Raw genomic sequence first — 21,143 nt, forward strand, 5'->3', positions numbered from 1 at the left:
TAATTTGGTGTAGAAGCACCTTTGTTAATCTTCGTGAATAACGTCTTTTAAATACTGAAACAACTCTCTGAACGCTTTGGGTGGCGCATTCTTTTCACGCTCTTTCTTAATTTGGCGGTGGAATTGACGCAGCTTCTGGCGGTCAAGCTCAGGGTGCGCTTCAATCAACTTCTGAATAGCTGGGTCGCCCTGTTCAATTACCGCTTCTCTGGCTTTCTCCAGCGCATGAAAAGCCGCGTTTGCTGCTTGGTGTTGATGCGTAAGTTTTGCTAGCGCTTCTTCTATGTCGGCAGTATCGCGATTACGCAGAGCTTTACCAATAAACTGAAGCTGGCGTCGATAACCATCTTTTTTCTTGTTAACTTTACGGGCAATAGCAACCGCATCGGCTAGCTCTTCATCCATAGGAATAGTGGCAATGTTTGCATCGGTTAAGTTAACTAAGGTTTCGCCTAGCTTGTGAAGCTCTTTTGCTTGACGCTTTAGCTCAGTTTTACTGACAAACTCTTCCTCTTCGAACTCATCTGCTTGCGCATCTTCGAAGTAAGGATCTTCAGGAGAATTGTATTTCTGATCACTCATTTCAAACTCATTAGTGTTACACTTTAGCTAAATTGTAACTATCACAGTCGAATTAAGACAGCGAAACTTACTATGCAAATTGAGCAGCAGTTAGCCGACATTCAAAATGTCGTAGATGATGTACTAAAATTAGCCGTTTCAAAAGGCGCAACGCAAGCTGAAGCCAGCATGTCGAAAGTGCAGGGCATTGCCGTATCTTCACGTATGCAAGAAGTTGAAAACGTTGAATTTACCAACGACGGTGGCTTAGGTATAAGCGTATACGTAGGCAAGCGAAAAGGCAGCGCGTCTACTGCTGATTTAAGCAAAGCAGCGTTAACATTAGCGGTAGAAAAAGCCGTAGATATTGCACGTTACACCAGTGAAGATCCTTGTACTGGTTTGGCCGATGCTGACCTTATTGCTACTGAATTCCCAGATTTAGACCTGTATCACCCCGAAGAGTTAGATACTGAAAAGGCCATCAAAACTACCATTGAGGCTGAAAAAGCAGCAATGGATTACGATACGCGCATTACCAATTCAGATGGCGCGTCGTATAACGCAAATTTAGGTATGCGCGTTTATGGCAATACCCACGGTATAAACGCAGGTTACCCTAGTAGCCGCTATTCTTTAAGCTGTATGGTGATTGGCGCACAAGATGACGATATGCAGCGCGATTATGCCTACACGGTAAGCCGCAAAGCTTCTTTGCTGCAATCAGCAAGTGCTGTAGGCATTGACGCTGCAAAAGCGACTGTAGACCGCTTAGGTGCCCGTAAGATTAATACTGCGAATGTACCTGTACTTTTACACCGCGACATCGCATCAAGCCTGTTCGGTCATTATGTCGGTGCTATCAGCGGTGGCAGCCTTTATCGTCGTTCTAGCTTCTTACTTGATAGCCTTGGTAAACAGGTTTTCCCAGAATGGCTTAACGTTGAAGAGCGCCCGTTTATTAAAGGCGGCTTAGCAAGCTCTAGCTTCGACAACGAAGGTGTAGCCTGTGCAGATATGACAATAGTCGATGGCGGTAAATTAGCCACATACCTTTATACTACTTACTCTTCGCGTAAGCTGAATACTCGGTCTAACGGTCATGCTGGTGGTATTCACAACTGGCTAGTAGGCGATACAGGACATAGCGACGCTGAGCTTCTAAAAGAAATGGGCACAGGACTATTTGTGACCGAACTTATGGGGCAGGGCGTTAATGGTGTAACCGGTGATTACTCGCGCGGTGCTGCGGGCTACTGGGTTGAGAATGGCATTATTCAATACCCCGTCCATGAAGTAACCATTGCCGGTAACCTAAAAGATATGTTCAAAGGCATTGTGGCTATTGGTGCTGAAAAAGATGTGCGCGGCAGTGTACAGACTGGCTCTGTGCTTATCGACCAAATGAAGATAGCGGGCAGCTAGCTCGCGTTTTCTCGAAACGCTGAAGGAGAGAGACCTGTCGATTTCTTAAAGCGTTTTGAGAAAGTAAATACATTTGTGTAGCCAACATAGCTTGCAATGTAGGAAACGGGCCACTGCGTGCTTAACAATAAGCTTTTGGCCCGTGCCATCCGCAAATGAATAACGTGCTGTTTTGGGCTTCGCCCAAACACTTGTAAGCACAACCTATGAAGGTGAGGGGCAGAGTAATGGGCCTTTTCACTTAAGCTTTTCATATCCCAGTCAAACTGTAGCTGTTTATCAACCACTGAAAACAGCGCATGTACCCGGCTTATTTGGCGCCGCTCCTTTTCGTCACTGGCATGCTTTTTACCTAATGGAGCATCTGCTATGCGGCACAGGTAACGAGAAACAAACTGCATGGCAGCGCGACGGTTATCAAGGTCGCGTTCCAAGTACACAAGTTCCATGGCGTGATGCAGTCCTTCTAGCATGGCGTTATCTACAACTAGGGCATCGCTTTTTCTAAATGACTTCCAGCGCTCAACATTAGCTAAATTTACCCAAATTATGTCCCACTGCTCGCTGATAATGGAAACTTCAAAGCTTTGTCCAGCAGGTAAAATAATAAGCTGCCCTTCATTTAGCTGCAGTTCGCCTGATGGAACGCGAAACTTTCCTTGCCCCTTTATGCTGTAAAACAAGGTATGGTTAGGCGGAGAAACTCGCCCCACTATATAGTTTCCTGATAAGTTAGAGCATCCTGCTAGTTCAATGCCTAGGTTGCTGATTTCTGGCGCGTTACTACTATCTATAAAGCGTTCGAAGCAGTTGGGGCCAATATCTACAATGTCTCTGAAGCTAGGTTGCATAAATGTAAAATGATAGTTTTGGATAAATAGATGTAAGTTTAGAGCATAAAGGATCTGTGAAAAGTTAGCTATATTTCGCTTAACGAAAAAGTAAAGGATATGACATGCTTAATGTTTCCCAAGTAGTCGCTCAAAAAGACTGGCAAAACCCAGTTGTGTTTCAAAGAAACCGCATCAGTGCCCACAGTCCACATTGCGGATACAAAACGCTAGAAGATGCACTGCACAGTACCAATGCGCAGAAGCGCAGTTTAAATGGTCAATGGGATTTTCGTTTGTTTGATGCCCCAGAAAGTGTACCTGAAAGACTACTTTCTAAAACGTTAAGTAATGATGACTCTGAAAATTGGCAGCCTATTATCGTGCCGTCCAACTGGCAGCTACAGGGCTACGACAAACCTATTTATTGCAACGTTAAATATCCGTTTGCAGTAAATCCTCCTGTAGTACCTAGCGATAACCCAACGGGTTGCTATCGTACTACGTTCAACGTTACCAAGGATGAACTAAAGCAGCGCAATCATATTGTGTTTGAAGGCGTGAATAGCGCTTTTCACCTTTGGTGTAACGGCGAGTATGTAGGTTATTCTCAAGACAGTCGCTTGCCTGCTGAATTCGATTTATCCCGCCTCTTAGTAGAGGGTGAAAACCGCTTGGCTGTTATGGTGATCAGATGGTCTGACGGCAGCTATTTAGAAGACCAAGATATGTGGTGGCTCAGCGGCATCTTTCGCGACGTTAATTTGGTCACTAAGCCTCAGAATCACCTTCAAGATGTGTTCGTTACACCAAAGCTTGATGCGTGTTACCGCGACGCTACGGTTTCAGTTCGTACAGCCATCAATGCGCCATCTACCTTTAAAGTGGGTATCCAGCTTTTTGATGGCGATGACGCTGTCACCGAGCAAGTTATTACCGGTACTAACAATAAGCGTATTGATGAAAAGGGCGGTTGGGATGATGTGGTTTTCCAAACATTAGATGTGAAAGAGCCCAAACACTGGACCGCAGAAACACCAAACTTGTACTGTATTGTTGTATCCCTTATTGATGAGAGCGGAAACACGGTAGACCGTGAAGCCTACAATATTGGTTTTCGAAATATTGAAATGAGAAATGGCCAGCTATTGGTTAATGGTAAAGCTGTGCTTATTCGCGGCGTAAACCGACATGAGCATCATCAGGAAAAAGGCCATGCCATCAACGAAGATGACATGCTTGAAGACATTAAGCTATTAAAGCAAAACAACTTCAATGCTGTACGTACTGCACATTACCCCAACCACCCTCGCTGGTATGAGCTTTGCGATGAATATGGGCTCTATGTGGTCGATGAAGCGAATATCGAAACCCACGGCATGTTTCCCATGGGTAGGTTGTCTCGCGACCCGCTTTGGGCAGGCGCTTACATGGCCCGCTTCACCCAAATGGTTGAACGGGACAAAAACCACCCTTGTATCATCATTTGGTCATTAGGTAACGAATGTGGACATGGGCCTACTCACGACGCTATGTATGGCTGGGCGAAGTCATTTGACCCATCAAGACCTGTGCAATATGAAGGTGGTGGTGCCGACACTACGGCTACCGATATTATCGCGCCTATGTATGCGCGGGTAGATACGGATGTGGAAGACGACGCTGTACCTAAATGGGCTATCAAAAAATGGCTGTCGATGCCCGGTGAAAACCGGCCCGTTATTTTATGTGAGTACGCCCACGCTATGGGTAACAGTTTGGGAAGCTTTGATGAATATTGGAAGGCATTTAAAGACTATCCACGTCTTCAGGGCGGCTTTATCTGGGACTGGGTTGACCAAGGGTTAACTAAGTACACCGACAGTGGTGAAGCTTACTGGGCTTACGGTGGCGACTTCGGTGATACCGATAACGACAGGCAGTTCTGTATTAACGGATTGCTGTTCCCAGACAGAACGCCTCACCCCCATTTGTTTGAAGCCAAATATTGCCAGCAGCACTTAAGCTTTTCGCTGGTTGAAAAAGACAACAAGTTTGAGCTTACAGTAAGCAGCGATTACCTGTTTAGACGCACAGACAATGAGTTGTTGTGTTGGCAAGTACTTGAAGATGGAAAACCCATTGCTAATGCAAAGGGCGAGCTCGAAATCAATATAGGTCCGCAACAAGCACAAATGCTAACCCTAACCCCCGAAATTACGTTTAAAGCAGGGGCTGAGTATCATTTAAATATTGACGTTGTAACAGCTAATGACTGCGCGTGGGCTGGTGCAGGGCATGTTATGGACACTGCGCAGTTAGCACTAACCAATATGTGCGGTATGGTCCCGTTTTCTTTCAATGAACAAGACGACAAAAGTGAACTAGTTATCGAGGCCCAAGATGGAGTGCTACTGGTAAAAGTCCAAAACAACGTATTTAGCTTCAACAGTGAAAGTGGGCTGTTAACCTCGTGGCTTCAAGGCGCGGAGGAAATACTTAGTGCGCCGTTAGAAGATAACTTCTTTCGAGCGCCGCTAGATAACGACATTGGGGTAAGTGAAGTCGATAACCCCGACCCGAACGCATGGGAGTCTCGCTGGCGTCGTGCTGGTATAGGAGAATGGTCACGCACTTGTACGGGTATTAACGTCGAGCAGGGCGCGCAAGACGTGCGTATAACGTCGTTATTTGAATATCACTATGGTCAAAAGCTAATGGCTTCAACTAAGTGGGTTTATACCCTAGATGTACAAGCCGAGCTTTCAGTCGATGTAGACGTGTTGTTAGACGATGGCTTACCACCAATGCCGCGCATTGGTATGCAAATGGCAGTGCCAGTAGCCGAAGAGTGTACGCCGGTGACTTGGCATGGGCTTGGGCCGTTTGAGAACTACCCTGACAGAAAAGCGGCGGCGCGCTATGGCCACTACACCTTACCTATTAACGCTATGCAAACACGCTATGTGTTCCCAACCGATAATGGCTTGCGCAGTCACTGTAAAAAGCTGGCCATCGGCGAATTAGCTGCTAGCGGGCAGTTCCACTTCAGTGTAAGTGAATATGGGCAAGCACAGTTGGATAAGGCAAAGCACACCTGTGATTTAACACCTCAAGATTGTGTGTTTGTTTATATTGACCATGCACATATGGGCGTGGGCGGCGATGACTCGTGGAGCCCAAGTACACACAAAGTATTTTTATTAGAAGAAAAGTATTACTGCTACTCGGTTTGCTTTAGCGCTACTGCTAGCTAGTCAGATACCATTACGCACAAAAAAGCCGCTACATGGTAGCGGCTTTTATATTAACTTATTATCCGTTCAGGCAGCGGTTTAGCCGTCAACCTGACCGCAGAAACGGTAACCTTCGCCGTGAATAGTTACAATCAACTCTTCATCTGTTGGATCTGACTCGAAGTGCTTACGAATACGACGAATAGTAACGTCAACCGTACGGTCATTTGGACGAAGCTCGCGACCTGTCATTTCCATAATTAGCTGTTCACGGGTAAGGATTTTACCTGGGTTGCTTAGGAAAAGGTGAAGCGCACGGAATTCACTACGAGGTAGACGGAATTCTTTACCGTTAGGAGAAATCAATGAACGGCTGTCACCGTCAAGAGTCCAACCGTTAAAGCTTACACGGCTTGGTAAATCGTCATCTTCTGAAGAGTTTGTTGTACGAGACAGTAAGTTGCGCGCGCGGATAGTTAATTCACGAGGGTTGAACGGCTTAGTCAGATAATCATCTGCGCCAATTTCAAGACCTAGAATGCGGTCAACGTCGTTGTCACGGCCTGTTAGGAAGATAAGACCAACGTTTTTACGGTCACGTACTTCACGGGCTAAAATCAGGCCGTTTTTGCCTGGAAGGTTGATATCCATGATAACCAAATTGATAGCGTGATTCTCGAAGAAATCATGCATTTGATCACCATTTTCGGCTTCAAATACATTATACCCTTCCGCTTCAAATAGACTCTTAAGCGTGGTACGGGTTACCACCTCATCTTCAACAATTAACACATTTGGCGTCTGCATGGTGTTTTACACTCTTTCTAAAATACGATTTAAGCAACTAACTGGTTAAATTTTAATATTCATGTACTTGATTGCAAGTAACTTGTGAATATTCTTATTGTTAAGGTATTGGGGTTAGCCAATAAAAATCAAGAAAAGTTCATACTTTATACAACTATTCTGATGTTTTCGCATTAACAACAGGGAAGATAATGACAAATTCTACCCCATTGCCCTCCTCGCTGGTAATCGATATTGAACCGTTAAGGGCTTGCGTTACTAAGTTGTACACTAAGTGCATTCCTAATCCTGAACCGCCTTGCCCACGTTTGGTGGTAACGAAGGGGTCAAAAATCCGTTTGCGGATTTCTGGGGAAATGCCTTTTCCGTTATCGGTATAAACTAGTTTGAGCTTATCACTGCTAACCAACTCGGCACGAATATCAATGGTGCCTTTATCCATAGATTCAAACCCATGGATAACCGAATTCATTATTAAATTAATCAAAATTTGATTTATTGGGCCAGCCTTCGTTTCAACGCTAAGGGTAGGGTCGCAATTTACGTTGATGTTGTGTTTTAATTTTTTGAGTCGAGGCTGCAATGACAACAGTATCTCATTAACTAGCTGTACAACGCAAAAACTTCTACTAGATTCTGAGGTTTGATCGACGGCAACCTGCTTAAAACTACTGATAAGCTCTGCAGCTCTGTTCAAGTTACGGTAAATAATATTGAGGTTTTCGTTACTTTCTTCCAAGAAGCGCTTCATTGCACTGGCTTTTAGCGTTTTATTTTCAAAGTCTTTCTGAATAACAGCCAACCTGTCTAACATCATGGTTGATGCAGTTACGCCTAAACCTATTGGTGTATTAACTTCATGGGCGACACCGGCAACCATATCACCGAGGGACGCCATTTTTTCATTCTGCACGATTTGCCGCTGAAATTGATGCAGCTTTTCTAATGTTTGAATAAGCTCTTGGTTTGCGTCTTTAAGTGCTGTTGTTCGGTGGCTGACCATATCTTCAAGACTGGCATTAAGTTTTCTGTGCTGCTCCTCTGCCTGTCTTTGTTTTTGCATGTATTCTTGCATGCGCAGCAGCAATACGTTCACCGCGTCAGCTAGAATGTCGAGCTCTTTAATGCTTGAGCCAGTAGCGCGAGCTGAATAGTCACGCTGTCGCGACGTGCGTTGTAAAAAATTGGCTATACTTTCCACCGGGCCGGTTACAAAGCGCTGCATTCTGAGTGCAGAGTAAAAGCTTATGGCCAACAGCACTAAAGCTACTGCTAAATTTAGCCAAATTGACTTTCCTACCAGTTGGTTGAAGTTGTCTGAGGAAACCCTTAAATATACCCACCCTAACTGGATGTTGGTCTCTGGGTCGAACACTTTTGCACTCAGTTCAAGGTAATGCCCATTATCAGCTAGTATTGGATTCATAACCATGGAAGCTAACTGGTTTTCCTTGCCACCTAATAAAAGCTGCCCCTCTTTATTGTATGAAGCAAAAATTTCTGGCTGCGATATGCCGTTTTGAGCTTTGTACACGTGAGCATTGAGTACATGCTCTGCAGCTGTAAGGTTACTTAACGCAACTTCTATACGTTCAGGGGTTTCATCATAAAGGTAGATAGATGAGCTTCTAGCAACCAACTTAGCAAGCATCATTGCGTTAGATTCAAGCTCATGGCGATAAGTTTTTATTTGCGTATAAACAGCAAGGCCCGACAACACTGCAATTGAGAAGGTAATAATAGACATTACCACCCAAAGAAAGAGGCTTTTTATAGAAAGCTTTACTGCCTTATCCGTCATACCTGCCTTGTGTACTGTCCATCCACGTCATCCGTTTTTTAATAGTGGCGCAAAAGTAGGCAAAAAGAAAGGCGCTTATAAACAATAATTAATGTAGAAGGTTATAGAGCTATAACCTATTTTAGCTACGTTTTTTATACGCTGATATCGCCACAGCTTATAGTAAAGTCAGTGTTCCAATAAGGGGGTAAAACGACAGGAATACAACTACAGTGGCGACTAGTTAGTCGCCGATAAATACAGCTGCTGATAATGTTTGGCGGATGTTTCCCAAGTAAAGCGGGTTCGCATACCCCGTTGCTGCATTGCTCTGAACTTACCCGTATCTTCATAGAAAGCCAGCAGAGCACGTCGAATACAAGCTAACAAAGCATGCGGCGTAGGTTCATCAAACACAAAACCTGTACCTTCACTATCGTTGCTATAGTCAATGACCGTGTCTTTAAGCCCTCCTACTGAACGCACAATAGGGATAGTACCGTAGGCCAGGCTGTACATTTGATTTAACCCACATGGTTCAAATTGTGAAGGCATAAGGAAAAAGTCGGCGCCAGCCTCTACTAAATGAGCATGCTCTGAACTAAACCCGTTGATAAAGGCAAATTTGTCAGGGTGCTGTTGGGCAAACTCACCAAGGTCCATACATACCTTTGGATCGCCAGTGCCTACAATGACCATTTGAATATTATGCTTAATTAGGTCGTCTAAAATGGGCAGTATATACCCAAAACCTTTTTGTTCTGTAAGGCGGCATACCATTCCAATAAGCGGAACATTGCTATTCTCAGGTAGTGCTGACTTTTCCTGTAATACCTGCTTACAGGCCGTTTTTGGATGAAGGTTATCTGCACTGTAGTGCTCTGGCAGAAATGTATCTGTTTCGGGGTTCCACTGGGTGTAATCACATCCGTTCAAGATACCGCTTAAGTCGGCTTGACGTTTTACAAGGCGTTCATGCAGTCCGTGACTGCCTAAGTCGGTAAGCAGCTCACTTGCATAGTTAGGGCTTACTGTCGTCACTTTCGAGGCAAACTCAATACCGCTTTGCAGCATGTTGATGTACCCGCCGTGTACTTGCGCCAATATGTTCGGGTGATGCCGAAGAAACGGGATAGTTTCTAGTTTGTGCACGCCTTGGAAAGCGGCGTTATGAATAGTGAATATTGTTTTGGTGCTGTCGAAATACCCTGATTTGTCGTGGGTAAGTAAAAACGGAAGCATAGCCGTGTGCCAATCATGGCAGTGAATAATATCCGGCTTGTTATCAATCGCTTTTAGCGTTTGAAGAACGGCGCCGCTGAATAAACTAAAGCGCTCGCCATTATCTTCATAAGCTTCAAAGGCATTAGCGTATAGCCCTTCACGCATAAAATAGTCAGGTGCGTCTACAAAGTAAATTGGAATGTCGTGCCATTGCATATAGCGAATATCGAAATGGTACACTTGCCCTTCGGTGAACAGGGTTTGTTGCTCGGCTACCGTGGGGAGGTTCAATTGCTCTGCCAGTACTTGGTAATAAGGCATTATTATCGTGATGCTTTCGCCCATACTATGTAGTGCGAGAGGGAGCGCTTTGCCAACGTCAGCAAGTCCGCCAGTTTTGACCAACTCTTCAACTTCTGAAATAGCAAATACAATATTCACAGTTAATCTCCCAGAGCGTACATATAGTGCACTCATAATGCTTAAGTTAAGTGTACGAAAAGCGCTGAGTGCCACTGTGAAGTACCCACAATGGCATAAGCAACAGGTAGAAAAGCTAAGTTAGCACAAGCTAATGGCTTTTTTAATTACAAAGCTGCCTGATAAACAGAAAATTGTGATGTTTGTGCTGTGGTATAAACCGTTTGGAAGTGCTCAGCGAGCAAACCAGGGTAGGGTAAGAATCGGTTTGCCACCATTTGCATACTGCCACCACGGCTTAAGGTTGCCTTTGCATCTGAGATAAATCGCTTCGTAATGGTGTAGTCGGTTTTAATGCCGGTGTGAAACGGTGGGTTGGTGACAATATGCTGTACTTTTTGGGAAAACCCATGCAAACCATCCGCAGCATATAAGGTTGCTGATAATCCGTTTTCAGCCAGAGTCAAAGCACTACAATACACCGCAAGGGCGCTCACATCGGTAAGGTGCAACTTCAAATGCGGATATTTCAGCATAATGTAGCTACCAACAACGCCAGCACCACACGCGAAATCTAATACCTCACCGCTCAGTGACGTCGAAAGCTTTTCAAGCAGTAACTCTGTTCCCGCATCCAGTTCTTTATAACTAAAAACACCAGGCATAGAGGCAACTTCCCAAGCAGTACCTTCAACTTGGTAGGTATTCATATCAAGCCAAGCATCGGGCTCAAAGGCAAGGTGGGGCTCTTCAACTATAACGGTAATTAGGCTGCAGTGACGCGCCGAATCAACTTTTTGCGTGGGGCCATATTGCTGCATTAACTTAGCAGCACTTTTAATACCGCCTTTGTTTTCACCGACCACATGGATACGGCCATGTTGGCCAACCATACTTGCGGCCATTCGCAGTAACATTTGAAAATGGGTTTTTGCTTTAGGTAAAAAAATCATCACGTCAGTATGGGATTTTTCTAAAGCCAAGAAAGGCGCAAAAATATGGGTATGATTGCCAACCTTTTGCGTCACCTCAAAGCCTGTGCGCGTAATGTCTCTGCTATCAAACGATACAGAGGGTATGACGCGTACGCACTCCGAAAAAATGTCGAAATACTGGTGAAGAACAGTGACTTCTTGCGATTTAAGACCGTCCAAAAAATACGCGTCAGTAGGGTTAATAAACGCCCACTGGCCTTCATCAAAAAGCGCAATATTTCGTTCTAACAGCTGGCTTTGAGGAGATAGAATCATTACTTAGTACGCTCGAAAATTAGATCCCACACGCCGTGGCCTAGTTTTTGACCGCGAGTTTCAAACTTGGTGATCGGACGGTAGTCCGGACGGGGCACGTAGTCGCCATCGGTTGCGGTATTAGTGTAGCCCTCAGCCTGGGTCATGACCTCTAACATATGCTCAGCATACTGTTCCCAGTCGGTCGCCATATGAAAGCAACCGCCAATAGCCAACTTAGTACGAACTAATTCAACAAATTCAGGCTGTACAATACGGCGCTTGTGGTGACGCTTTTTGTGCCACGGGTCTGGGAAAAACAACTGCAGGCGAGACAATGAACCATCTGGGATCATATTCTTAAGCACTTCAACGGCGTCATGTTCCATTACACGCAAGTTCTCAACGCCTTGCTCACTAGCATCGGCTAAGCATGCGCCAACACCAGGGCGGTGAACCTCAATGCCTATGAAGTCTTTTTCAGGAGCATTCGCGGCCATTTCAACCAATGATTTGCCCATACCAAAGCCAATTTCCACAACCACATCTGCGTCTCGGCCAAACAACTCTGACAACGACAAGGGCGCGTCAACGTAGTCTATGCCTTTAGTTGGCCAGTAATCCGCCAGTGCTTTTTCTTGTGCTTTTGTAAGTCTGCCTTCGCGTTTAACGAAGCTTTTTACCTTGCTTACATATACTCCAGCGGCTTCTGCTTCCGCCTGACTTTTGAATTGCCTCATTTGCAATGCCTTTCTAACCCAATTTTCTGGTGGCGCATTATCCACTTACCCACGGCTTATGCAACGCTATCGTGGTAAAAATGCTGTAATTTTATACGCCAATTTGTTTAGCAATAATAGATGCTACTGCTTCAGTTTGCTCAAGCACTAGCATATGTCCTGCATCATCAATAGTGTGAAACGTAGCGTTAGGCAGTGTGCTTTGAAGTTGTAGTATTGCCCCTGCAGGTGCAATGGCGTCTTGCTGTGCGGTGATAAACGTGATTGGCGCGTTGATCTTTGCGAGTGCTTTAACGGTACTTTCCCGTGGCGTCGTGGCTAGAGTGTGATTAAGTAATGTTGTTTTACCTAAATCTTGTGCCATCGATTTAACAACGCCAGCCACGTTTTCATCGTCCAAACGTGAAGGATGAATAAACCGTGAGAGATAGGCATCATTGTCGGGTTTAAAGTTACCTTGTTTAAGCATGGTAGTCAGCTGCTTACGCTTAGCAATTTCTTCTTTTGACAAACCTTCTGGGTTGTAGCCTATAAGTGTGACAGAGGCTACATTAGCAGGATTGCGCTGTGCGACTAGTGCAGCTATAAACCCGCCCATGGAGTAACCTACAAGGTGCACTTTTTCGTCATCGAGGATACGGTCTTCACTTAATGCCAGCATTTCTTCTTGAGATGCTGCCCATTGAAGCGGCACATACCTGCGCTGTGAAATATTCAACGTGCGCCATAGTGGCAGGAATACGCGCTCGTCGCAGAGTGTACCGGGAAAAAACAAAACAGGGTGCTGCACAGACACGTGTGCTCCTTAACATTAAACTAGCTAGTTACATGCTACCATAGCGCGCTAGTTAATGAATGGTCGCTAGGCAGAAAGCATTTAGCTTTATTGGTAAAAGAATAAGCAGTAGCAATTACCCATATAGATAATTATGACAGAACAACAATATTCAGGAAGCTTTGCAGAGCGAGTGCTTGCATGGTTTGACAAACATGGGCGTAAGCATTTGCCTTGGCAGAAAGAGGTAACGCCCTATAAGGTATGGGTGTCGGAAATTATGCTCCAGCAAACCCAAGTCACTACGGTAATTCCTTACTTCGAACGTTTTATGGCGTCGTTCCCGACGGTGCATGACTTGGCTAAGGCATCTCAAGACGACGTGCTCCATCATTGGACAGGGCTTGGCTACTACGCAAGAGCAAGAAATCTTCACAAAGCGGCAAATACGCTGGTAGATAAATACAACAGCGAGTTTCCCTACAGCCTTGAAGAAGTTATGGATTTGCCCGGCATAGGTCGCTCAACAGCGGGTGCCATTCTGTCGCTGTCTCGCAATATGCGCTTTCCTATTTTAGATGGCAATGTGAAGCGTGTTTTGGCGCGTTACTATGCAATCAGCGGTTGGCCGGGGCAGAAAAAAGTGGAAAACCAACTTTGGGAGGTCGCCGAGAAAAACACGCCTACCAATCCAGAAGGTGGACGTTGTGCCAACTATACCCAAGTGATGATGGACTTGGGCGCGATGATCTGTACGCGAAGCAAACCAAAGTGTGATGAGTGCCCACTTCAGGCCGACTGTATTGCCTATGCCCAAGGTGCGCAAACCAAGTACCCGGGTAAAAAACCAAAAAAGGCGCTGCCCGAGAAATCTACTCTTATGATGGTGGCTCAGTTCAAAGGTCAAGTATATCTAGAACAGCGTCCCTCAACAGGGCTCTGGGGCGGGTTGTATGGTTTTATCGAGGTATCTTCAATAGAAGAGGGTATTGAGCAGCTCAATAAGCGGGGGATTAAAGTTGAAGAAACCCGAGAGCTTGAAGGTTTCCGCCATACCTTTAGTCATTTTCATTTAGATATCACCCCGGTAGTGGCCGTGGTAAACTCTGCTCCAACAAAGCGCGTAGCTGAAACGGCATATCGCTGGTTTTCGTTGAACGAGCCTATTGAAGTTGGTTTAGCGGCGCCTACAACCAAGATAATTCAGCAGTTAATGCGTTAGGCTTGCAAAGGTAGCCTTGCATTAATTGCTAAGCAGATAGCGAACGAAAGGAAATAACATGGCAAGAATGGTATTTTGTCGCAAGCTTCAAAAAGAAGCTGACGGCTTAGATTTCCAACTTTATCCGGGTGAACTGGGTAAGCGTATTTTCGACAACATTTCTAAAGAAGCATGGGCCGAATGGCAAAAGAAACAAACCATGCTAATTAACGAACATAAGTTAAATATGATGGAACCGAATGCCCGTTCATTTTTGGAAGAAAAAATGTCGGCCTACTTGTTTGACGATGTAGAGCCTACTATTGAAGGCTATGTTCCGCCTGAAAAATAAGCAAAAAAGCGTTTTTTGAGCAAACAATGCGCAAACAGTAATAAAAGCGCAAAAAAAGCGAGAAAAACGGTTGACTTGTGAGGGCGAAAACCGTTTAATACGCACCCACAGCAGGACAGGCAGTAAACGCCTAGAACGCTAACAAGTTTCAGCCTCGATAGCTCAGTTGGTAGAGCAGCGGATTGAAAATCCGCGTGTCCCTGGTTCGATCCCGGGTCGAGGCACCATTATTCAGAGAGCCCTGCATGAAAATGCGGGGCTTTTTTGATTCCGGCGGTTGAAGAACCTGGCCCACGCTAACGTGCCCCTGCGGCTGCGCCACGCGTTATAATCCCGGGTCGAGGCACCATTATTCAGAGAGCCCTTGCAGAAATGCGAGGGCTTTTTTGATTCCGGCGGTTGGAAAGCCAGGCACACGCTAACGTGCCCCTGCGGCTGCGCCACGCGTTACAATCCCGGGTCGAGGCACCATTATTCAGAGAGCCCTGCATGAAAATGCGAGGGCTTTTTTGATTCCGGCGGTTGGAAAACCAGACACACGCTAACGTGCCCCTGCGGCTGCGCCGCGCGTTGCGATCCCGCGACAATGAATCCTCACTACGCTTGAGCTCGAAGTATATATTATTCTGTCTCCTTCATTTTCTTTGGATAACGGTGACATTGTATATAACCAACCTATTTATCGAAATTTATTATTGCTTATTAAAATAGCGACGCTATCCACACATTTTTATAAAAAACCTTCCCACTCGTTTCGTCACAAAAGTTTCATCAAAAACTCTGTCTACTTTTTTCAGCTACTGACTCATTACATGTGTTAACCGTGCGCACCGGAACATCTATCTCTTACTTTGCACAACTAGGATCACACATGAAAAATCAATTTACCAAAACCACACTCTCGTTGAGTGTATTGGCTGGGTTAACGGGTGTTACGCCTGTGATAGCACAGCAGTCATCAGTAGCCGAAGAAAACGTTGAAGTAATTGAAGTCACTTCTTTTCGTAGCTCACTAATTAGAGCGAAAGACTTGAAAAAAGATGCCATTATTTCCCGCGATACAATCTTGGCAGAAGATATCGCAGACTTTCCGGACCTTAATTTAGCCGACTCACTGCAGCGAGTACCAGGGATCACTATTACCCGAGAAGGTGGCGAAGGCCGCCAAATTTCATTGCGTGGCTTAGGCCCCGATTTTACGCGTGTTCAGGTAAACGGTATGGAAGCCATGGGTACGTCTTCATCCCCCATGGATGCTCGTGGTGGTGTAAGTCGCACTCGTGGTTTTGACTTTAATGTTTTCGCATCTGAGTTGTTTAATCGAATCGACATCAGCAAAACTTATTCAGCCGATCAGGAAGAAGGCGGCATTGGCGGAACGGTCGGGCTATTTACCGCAAAGCCATTCGATTATGACGGGTTCAAAAGTGCATTGTCGGTACGAGGTGGCTACAACACCAATAGCGAAGCAAGCAACCCTCGCATGGCTGGGCTTATTTCTAATGTCTGGAACAAATTTGGCGCTCTGGTTTCAGTAGCATACAGTGAACGTGAAACTGCCGAGTTTGGCACGAATACTACGCGCTGGCGCCGTGAAGGCGGAAAAACTGCTGCGGATCCAGCAAACACCGACCTACAAGCTGAGTTAGACTCAGGTGAACTTTGGTTTCCTCGTGGTCATCGCTTTTCTCGCTGGAATAATACTCAAGATCGCTTAGGTGTTACTGCCGCATTCCAATACAAACCGTCTGATTCTTTTTCATTAACGTTAGACATCATGCATGCAGAATTAGAAAACAATACCGATGAACATCACTCTGCAGTGAAAGACAACAAGGTTGTATCTGACCTTATATGGGCAGAAAACGACGGACAAAAAGAAGTGGTTTACGCGCTGTATGAGAATGCAACGTGGCGAAATGAGAATTCTCGTCGTTACAATGAGTCAGATTTTAACCAATATACGCTTAGTATGGGCTGGACAATAAACCCGGAGTTCTATGCCAGTGCCGTTATTGGAACAAGTTCATCTGACTTTGATCAGCCTGAAGTTATAAAATCGAATATTCATGCCAAGGGCATCGTGGATATTGCTACTGACTTCAGACAAGATCGTTTCTACGGTATTAGCACTTCACCTAATTTTGATACTACGCAACTCGATGGCTACGAGATGAAAGATATCTACATGCAGCAAAACTATATAACTAATGATTTTGATACTGCAAAAGTCGATTTCACCTACCTCGTCGGTGAAACTGGAGAATTCCAATTTGGCGTGAACTATAAAAAATTTGAGAATTCTGCTTACCAATTAACCCAGAGCAATGCGCAGAATATTGCACCTGAAAATACCGGTATCACAACATTAAATGATGCTTTGGTTGAGGTGTACAGTGAACATCCCAACACAAGCTGGCTTCAAGGTGATTTAGACGCATTGCTAAACTTTTATGGGCTGAATGGCTATAACATTGATAGCAGTGAGCTTACGCGTAATGACAAGTCGCCAGTAACAGAAGAAACGTTGGCAATGTACGTGCAATATGGCTGGGAGACAGAGTTTGCAGGTAACCCACTGTTAGTAAGTGCGGGGTTACGATATTTTGAAACAGATATTACGGCGGCCGGCAAATCATCGGGTGTTGCCATAGAAACCATCCGTTCATATTCTGATATTTTACCTACTATCAACCTCGTTTACGAGTTGCAAGAAAACATGTTATGGCGTGCATCGGCAAGCAAAAACATAACCCGTCCATCATTGGGGTCGCTAAGCTATAACGCGTCAGTTTCGCAGACATCGGGGGATGCGATTACCAGCGTGACGATGGGAAATCCCATGTTGGAACCCTTTGAATCGATTAATTTAGATACCGCGTTTGAGTGGTATTTCGATGACGTTGGTTATGCCGCAGCTGCGATTTTCTATAAAGATATCGATAATTTCATTGTCGATACTACCAGCGAAGTAGTGTATTCGTCATTAGGCCTACCGACAGAATTACTACCTGTAGATAAAACCGTAGACAGTATTTTTTATTTACAGCGTCCAGAGAATATGGACGCCTCGAAAATTAAAGGGGTAGAGTTAACTTTTTCTCGCGATTTAGATTTTCTTCCTGCTCCATTTAATCATTTAGGTGTTATTGCAAACTATACCTATGCAGATGGTGATGCTTTGTATCGCAATATCTATGGCGAAGCGGGAAATGATCAGGAAAAACCGTTCACGGGACTATCAAAAAATAGTTATAACTTTACGCTGTACTACGAGCAGGAAGGCTGGGGAGCTAGAGTGTCAGCGGCGTACCGTAGTGCATATCTTACTGGCGCGTCTTCCAGTGGCGATCAGGATGAATCAGGTTATCACGGTACAACATTTATCGATTTCTCTTCATTCTACCAGCTAACCGACACTATTAAACTGAGCTTTGAAGGCATTAACCTTACCGATGAGCGTCAGGAGTTATATAGCGATTCTCACGATCGTGCATACAATACCACCACCAGTGGACGTACTTATATGCTTGGTGCAACCATGCAATTTTAAACTAAGTAGCATACCAGGCTTGCCTGGTATGCTTTTTCCAATGGACGTTTAAACAGCAATGAAAAAAGTTTTAATGATAACGTTTACGAGCGGATTACTCGTCTTGTCAGCGTGTGTATCAGTAAACCAGCAACACAATGAAAGCCGTGCTTTTGTGCCCGAAGATGGAAAAAACTGGCTAGCCGGTGATCACCATATTCACGGCAAATATAGCGCAAGATGGAACTGGAAGACTCAACCCCCTTCGCCACTCTTATTTGGTGACGCCCACTATTTCACTGCATTGAACGCCAAAATGGCAGCATTTCATCAATTAGATTGGATGGTAACAACCGACCATGGTGGTCCAAATCACAGCGCAGTAAACCGAAACTCAGCGTACCCTGAACTCGTCGCCTCCAGAGCCGCCATCCCAGAAATTATGCAGTTCTATGGTATGGAGTTCGACACGCCAGGTGCGCGACACAGCACCCTGATTATTCCAAAAAGTAAGAAAGAAGCTGATCAACTTTTTGAGTCGGAAAGTCAGTACAACCGCAGAGAAATTTACCCAGATGAATCTCCACGAGATACGCAGGCGTTTATGCTTAGCGCGTTAGAAGCTATGCAGAATATGTCACCACGACCGGTGTTGGTAGTGAATCACCCTGCCCGAAAGGCTACTGATTTGAATGTGTACCAAAAGGTTACACCGCAAAAAATGCGGGAGTGGCAGGATACCGCGCCAGATGTGGTTACCGGTATGACTGCCATTCCTGGTCATCAGGCTGCATCAATCAACCCAGACGGTACAAATAATCCGAGAGCGCCTCGCGCAGAGTATTTTGGCTATCCGACCCGTGGCGGCACTGACCAAATGTCGGCAATTGTTGGAGGGGTTTGGGATAAGTTACTGGCTGAAGGCAGAAAGTGGACGGTTACCGCTGTTTCTGATAGCCATGCACATTATACCGAAGGCCGTACAGATTTTTGGCCAGGAGAATACGCAAAAACGTATGTACGAGCGGCACGAGACTACGACAGCGTACTAGATGGTCTGCGCGAAGGAAATGTCTTTATCGTTACCGGTGATTTGATTGACGAGCTGTATGTGAGTGTTCAACATGGAGCTGAGCGCGTTAACATTGGTGATACGTTAGATTTAGACGTTAACAATAAAGCGCCTATAACCGTTACTGTGGCGTTTCACGATCCGCAAGGTACTAACTTTAATCGTCAGTATCCGACGGTAGAGCGATTAGATATAATCTATGGAGGTGTGGTTGGCAAATACCCCCAAACAGAAAAAGCACCTGTGAAGGTGATTCACCGTTTTTATCAGCAAGATTGGGAAAGACAGGGAGCCTATAATGTTGTGCAATTTTCTTTGCCCGCACCTGACAACGATGCCTACATACGAGTACGCGGGACCAACTTAAAAGAAGAATTGGAGCCAGAGGTTGATCCTAGAGGGGAAAATCCGTGGGATGATCTCTGGTTTTACAGCAATCCCGTATATTTACATCACCCCAATCCTCACACTTCTCGACACTGCAATGAATCTGTCACAGGCGAGTGCGATGATAAGTGACCATCATATTAATACAGCAGTATCGTCGTTAGACATGCCAGAAGAAACCTCCAGCTCTTCACTTCAAACGCTGATAAATTCGAAAGTCCTCAAGCAATACTTGCGCAGGCACTCCGTTAACAGTGAAGAGGCGGCAGACCTTTATCAAGAGTCAATCGTTCGCGTTTTAGAACAATCTAAATCAACCACTATTGATAATCCTCTCGCATACGCGTTTCGCGTAGCGAGAAATCTGCTTTCGAAACGCCAGCTTCCAGACACTGACAATGCTGATGAACAACAATGCTACCGACAAAATCCAGAGCTGCACCTTGAAACACAACAACGAATCGAGCTCATCGCGCAAGTGATTAATGCCATGCCAGTTCAACGTCGGCGTGTTTTCGAAATGCGTCGTATCGAAGGTCAAAGCCGTCAAGCCATAGCGTCTAGCTTGAATATTTCGGCAGAAGCAGTAACAAAGCATATTTCGCGCGCGATGGCAGATATTCAACTGCATCTGGATAAAGCAGGTAGATAATGACAAGCCAACAAGAAAAGACATACCTAGAGGCAGGTGAGTGGATTGACCGGCTCGCAGACGGAGATTTAGATGCGTTAAATAAACGCCGTTTTATCCGTTGGTTAGATGAAAGTGAGCGGCATCAAGAGGCGTTAGAAAAGATGATAGCAACTTGGGAAGACCCAGCAGTTCATGCTGCTTATTTAAACGCCCAAAAGTCGTCAAAAATCGCAAACCGAAGGCATTCACTTGTGACATGGGGAAGCGCCATTGCTGCGTCATTACTTGTGATTGCGCTAGTATTTTCACGCTATCACATCATAACACCCTCAACCTCATCCCAATTAATTACTTCCGCGCACGAGGCACTAAGTGATGGTAGTGAGGTGCAACTACAACCCAAAAGTGAGCTAATCGTTCTATTTTCTGACGATACTCGCGCTTTGAACTTGAAAAAGGGACAGGTGTATTTTGATGTGGCGAAAGACCGGGCTCGCCCGTTTGTGGTTAAGGCCGGACTGACTTCAGTGACGGCGGTTGGCACGGCGTTCAACATCGATAGGCAAGGGCAGCGTGTTGATGTGATAGTACACGAGGGCATTGTAGAAGTTCGAGGTAAGGTCGATAGCGCGCCTATATTGCTCAAGGCAGGTGAGAAAATAATAATTAATAGGGGAGTTGCAGAACCGGTGCAGCGTGTTAATTTGTCACAAGTGGTAGACTGGCGCACAGGCTGGATAGAAGTAGATAATGAATCCCTCACTTATTTGTTGGAACGATTGAACCGTTATTCAGATAAGCCCATTTTGGTGATAGATAGCACTATTGGGAAACACCGTGTGGCTGGTCGCTTTAAACTAGAAGATACTGCGCAAACGTTAGCGGTACTTAGTTCCCTCTATCAACTGGAGGTAGCTGATACTCGTTCAGGTTTCGAAATACGTCGACAAGTAAACTAA

Annotated in this window: 16 protein-coding genes and 1 tRNA gene; 9 read left to right on the top strand and 8 right to left on the bottom strand. The window is 45.2% G+C overall.

What is annotated here, in order from left to right:
- Positions 1 to 24: 24 nt before the first annotated feature.
- Entirely contained in the window at positions 25 to 582 is a 558-nt protein-coding gene (yjgA, locus tag ACXAGK_RS18340) for a ribosome biogenesis factor YjgA (RefSeq protein WP_334058562.1), read from the bottom strand.
- Between the two features lie 72 nt (positions 583 to 654).
- Here yjgA and pmbA point away from each other — a divergent pair, with 72 nt between their 5' ends.
- Positions 655 to 1,986 (top strand): metalloprotease PmbA, encoded by a 1,332-nt coding sequence (pmbA, locus tag ACXAGK_RS18345; RefSeq protein WP_474857344.1) that lies wholly within the window; start codon positions 655 to 657, stop codon positions 1,984 to 1,986.
- Here the strand turns inward: pmbA and ACXAGK_RS18350 are convergent.
- On the bottom strand, positions 1,983 to 2,837 hold the full coding sequence (locus ACXAGK_RS18350) for an AraC family transcriptional regulator (protein WP_474828396.1): 855 nt from the start codon (positions 2,835 to 2,837) through the stop codon (positions 1,983 to 1,985). The genes pmbA and ACXAGK_RS18350 overlap by 4 nt on opposite strands.
- Before the next feature lie 104 nt (positions 2,838 to 2,941).
- Here ACXAGK_RS18350 and ACXAGK_RS18355 point away from each other — a divergent pair, with 104 nt between their 5' ends.
- Positions 2,942 to 6,052, top strand: a complete 3,111-nt coding sequence (locus ACXAGK_RS18355) for a beta-galactosidase (RefSeq protein ID WP_474857345.1) — start codon at positions 2,942 to 2,944, stop codon at positions 6,050 to 6,052.
- A gap of 78 nt (positions 6,053 to 6,130) precedes the next feature.
- Here ACXAGK_RS18355 and arcA read toward each other — a convergent pair whose 3' ends face one another.
- The 6 genes from arcA to ACXAGK_RS18385 form a co-directional block, all read right to left on the bottom strand.
- The gene (gene arcA, locus ACXAGK_RS18360; protein WP_014996957.1) at positions 6,131 to 6,838 is read right to left on the bottom strand and encodes a two-component system response regulator ArcA; all 708 of its coding nucleotides are present in this window, start codon (positions 6,836 to 6,838) and stop codon (positions 6,131 to 6,133) included.
- A gap of 154 nt (positions 6,839 to 6,992) precedes the next feature.
- On the bottom strand, positions 6,993 to 8,639 hold the full coding sequence (locus tag ACXAGK_RS18365; RefSeq protein WP_474857346.1) for a sensor histidine kinase: 1,647 nt from the start codon (positions 8,637 to 8,639) through the stop codon (positions 6,993 to 6,995).
- A 219-nt stretch (positions 8,640 to 8,858) separates the two neighbouring features.
- Positions 8,859 to 10,283, bottom strand: a complete 1,425-nt coding sequence (gene glgA / locus ACXAGK_RS18370; protein ID WP_474857347.1) for a glycogen synthase GlgA — start codon at positions 10,281 to 10,283, stop codon at positions 8,859 to 8,861.
- Positions 10,284 to 10,429: 146 nt separating this feature from the next.
- On the bottom strand, positions 10,430 to 11,512 hold the full coding sequence (locus tag ACXAGK_RS18375) for a methyltransferase (RefSeq protein ID WP_474857348.1): 1,083 nt from the start codon (positions 11,510 to 11,512) through the stop codon (positions 10,430 to 10,432).
- Positions 11,512 to 12,231: a tRNA (guanosine(46)-N7)-methyltransferase TrmB gene (trmB, locus tag ACXAGK_RS18380; RefSeq protein ID WP_474802689.1), complete on the bottom strand. Its 720-nt coding sequence runs from the start codon at positions 12,229 to 12,231 to the stop codon at positions 11,512 to 11,514. Before trmB ends, ACXAGK_RS18375 begins: the two co-directional genes overlap by 1 nt.
- Before the next feature lie 91 nt (positions 12,232 to 12,322).
- Positions 12,323 to 13,027: an alpha/beta fold hydrolase gene (locus ACXAGK_RS18385; protein ID WP_474857349.1), complete on the bottom strand. Its 705-nt coding sequence runs from the start codon at positions 13,025 to 13,027 to the stop codon at positions 12,323 to 12,325.
- Positions 13,028 to 13,160: 133 nt separating this feature from the next.
- Between ACXAGK_RS18385 and mutY the strand changes: the two genes are divergently transcribed.
- The 7 genes from mutY to ACXAGK_RS18420 all read left to right on the top strand — a co-directional run bounded on the left by mutY (position 13,161) and on the right by ACXAGK_RS18420 (position 21,143).
- Positions 13,161 to 14,228 (top strand): A/G-specific adenine glycosylase, encoded by a 1,068-nt coding sequence (gene mutY, locus ACXAGK_RS18390; RefSeq protein WP_474857350.1) that lies wholly within the window; start codon positions 13,161 to 13,163, stop codon positions 14,226 to 14,228.
- Positions 14,229 to 14,286: 58 nt separating this feature from the next.
- Positions 14,287 to 14,559: an oxidative damage protection protein gene (locus tag ACXAGK_RS18395; protein ID WP_474857351.1), complete on the top strand. Its 273-nt coding sequence runs from the start codon at positions 14,287 to 14,289 to the stop codon at positions 14,557 to 14,559.
- A gap of 151 nt (positions 14,560 to 14,710) precedes the next feature.
- A tRNA-Phe gene (locus ACXAGK_RS18400) sits at positions 14,711 to 14,786 on the top strand.
- 644 nt (positions 14,787 to 15,430) lie between these two features.
- A complete protein-coding gene (locus tag ACXAGK_RS18405) occupies positions 15,431 to 18,112 on the top strand; it encodes a TonB-dependent receptor (protein WP_474857352.1) in 2,682 nt (893 codons plus the stop codon).
- A 73-nt stretch (positions 18,113 to 18,185) separates the two neighbouring features.
- Positions 18,186 to 19,682: a CehA/McbA family metallohydrolase domain-containing protein gene (locus ACXAGK_RS18410; protein ID WP_474857353.1), complete on the top strand. Its 1,497-nt coding sequence runs from the start codon at positions 18,186 to 18,188 to the stop codon at positions 19,680 to 19,682.
- Positions 19,672 to 20,202, top strand: a complete 531-nt coding sequence (locus ACXAGK_RS18415) for an RNA polymerase sigma factor (protein WP_474857354.1) — start codon at positions 19,672 to 19,674, stop codon at positions 20,200 to 20,202. The genes ACXAGK_RS18410 and ACXAGK_RS18415 overlap by 11 nt, the downstream gene beginning before the upstream one ends.
- Positions 20,202 to 21,143, top strand: coding sequence for a FecR family protein (locus ACXAGK_RS18420; RefSeq protein WP_474857355.1), 942 nt, complete (start codon positions 20,202 to 20,204; stop codon positions 21,141 to 21,143). The genes ACXAGK_RS18415 and ACXAGK_RS18420 overlap by 1 nt, the downstream gene beginning before the upstream one ends.

The organism is Alteromonas sp. ABM1_013 (assembly GCF_056160505.1).

Coding starts and splice junctions, on each gene's coding strand:
- ACXAGK_RS18420 (WP_474857355.1), top strand. CDS start 20,202: ATGACAAGCCAACAAGAAAAGACATACCTAGAGGCAGGTGAGTGGATT.
- pmbA (WP_474857344.1), top strand. CDS start 655: ATGCAAATTGAGCAGCAGTTAGCCGACATTCAAAATGTCGTAGATGAT.
- mutY (WP_474857350.1), top strand. CDS start 13,161: ATGACAGAACAACAATATTCAGGAAGCTTTGCAGAGCGAGTGCTTGCA.
- trmB (WP_474802689.1), bottom strand. CDS start 12,231: ATGAGGCAATTCAAAAGTCAGGCGGAAGCAGAAGCCGCTGGAGTATAT.
- ACXAGK_RS18415 (WP_474857354.1), top strand. CDS start 19,672: ATGATAAGTGACCATCATATTAATACAGCAGTATCGTCGTTAGACATG.
- ACXAGK_RS18405 (WP_474857352.1), top strand. CDS start 15,431: ATGAAAAATCAATTTACCAAAACCACACTCTCGTTGAGTGTATTGGCT.
- arcA (WP_014996957.1), bottom strand. CDS start 6,838: ATGCAGACGCCAAATGTGTTAATTGTTGAAGATGAGGTGGTAACCCGT.
- ACXAGK_RS18375 (WP_474857348.1), bottom strand. CDS start 11,512: ATGATTCTATCTCCTCAAAGCCAGCTGTTAGAACGAAATATTGCGCTT.
- ACXAGK_RS18365 (WP_474857346.1), bottom strand. CDS start 8,639: ATGACGGATAAGGCAGTAAAGCTTTCTATAAAAAGCCTCTTTCTTTGG.
- ACXAGK_RS18355 (WP_474857345.1), top strand. CDS start 2,942: ATGCTTAATGTTTCCCAAGTAGTCGCTCAAAAAGACTGGCAAAACCCA.
- ACXAGK_RS18410 (WP_474857353.1), top strand. CDS start 18,186: ATGATAACGTTTACGAGCGGATTACTCGTCTTGTCAGCGTGTGTATCA.
- ACXAGK_RS18395 (WP_474857351.1), top strand. CDS start 14,287: ATGGCAAGAATGGTATTTTGTCGCAAGCTTCAAAAAGAAGCTGACGGC.
- yjgA (WP_334058562.1), bottom strand. CDS start 582: ATGAGTGATCAGAAATACAATTCTCCTGAAGATCCTTACTTCGAAGAT.
- ACXAGK_RS18350 (WP_474828396.1), bottom strand. CDS start 2,837: ATGCAACCTAGCTTCAGAGACATTGTAGATATTGGCCCCAACTGCTTC.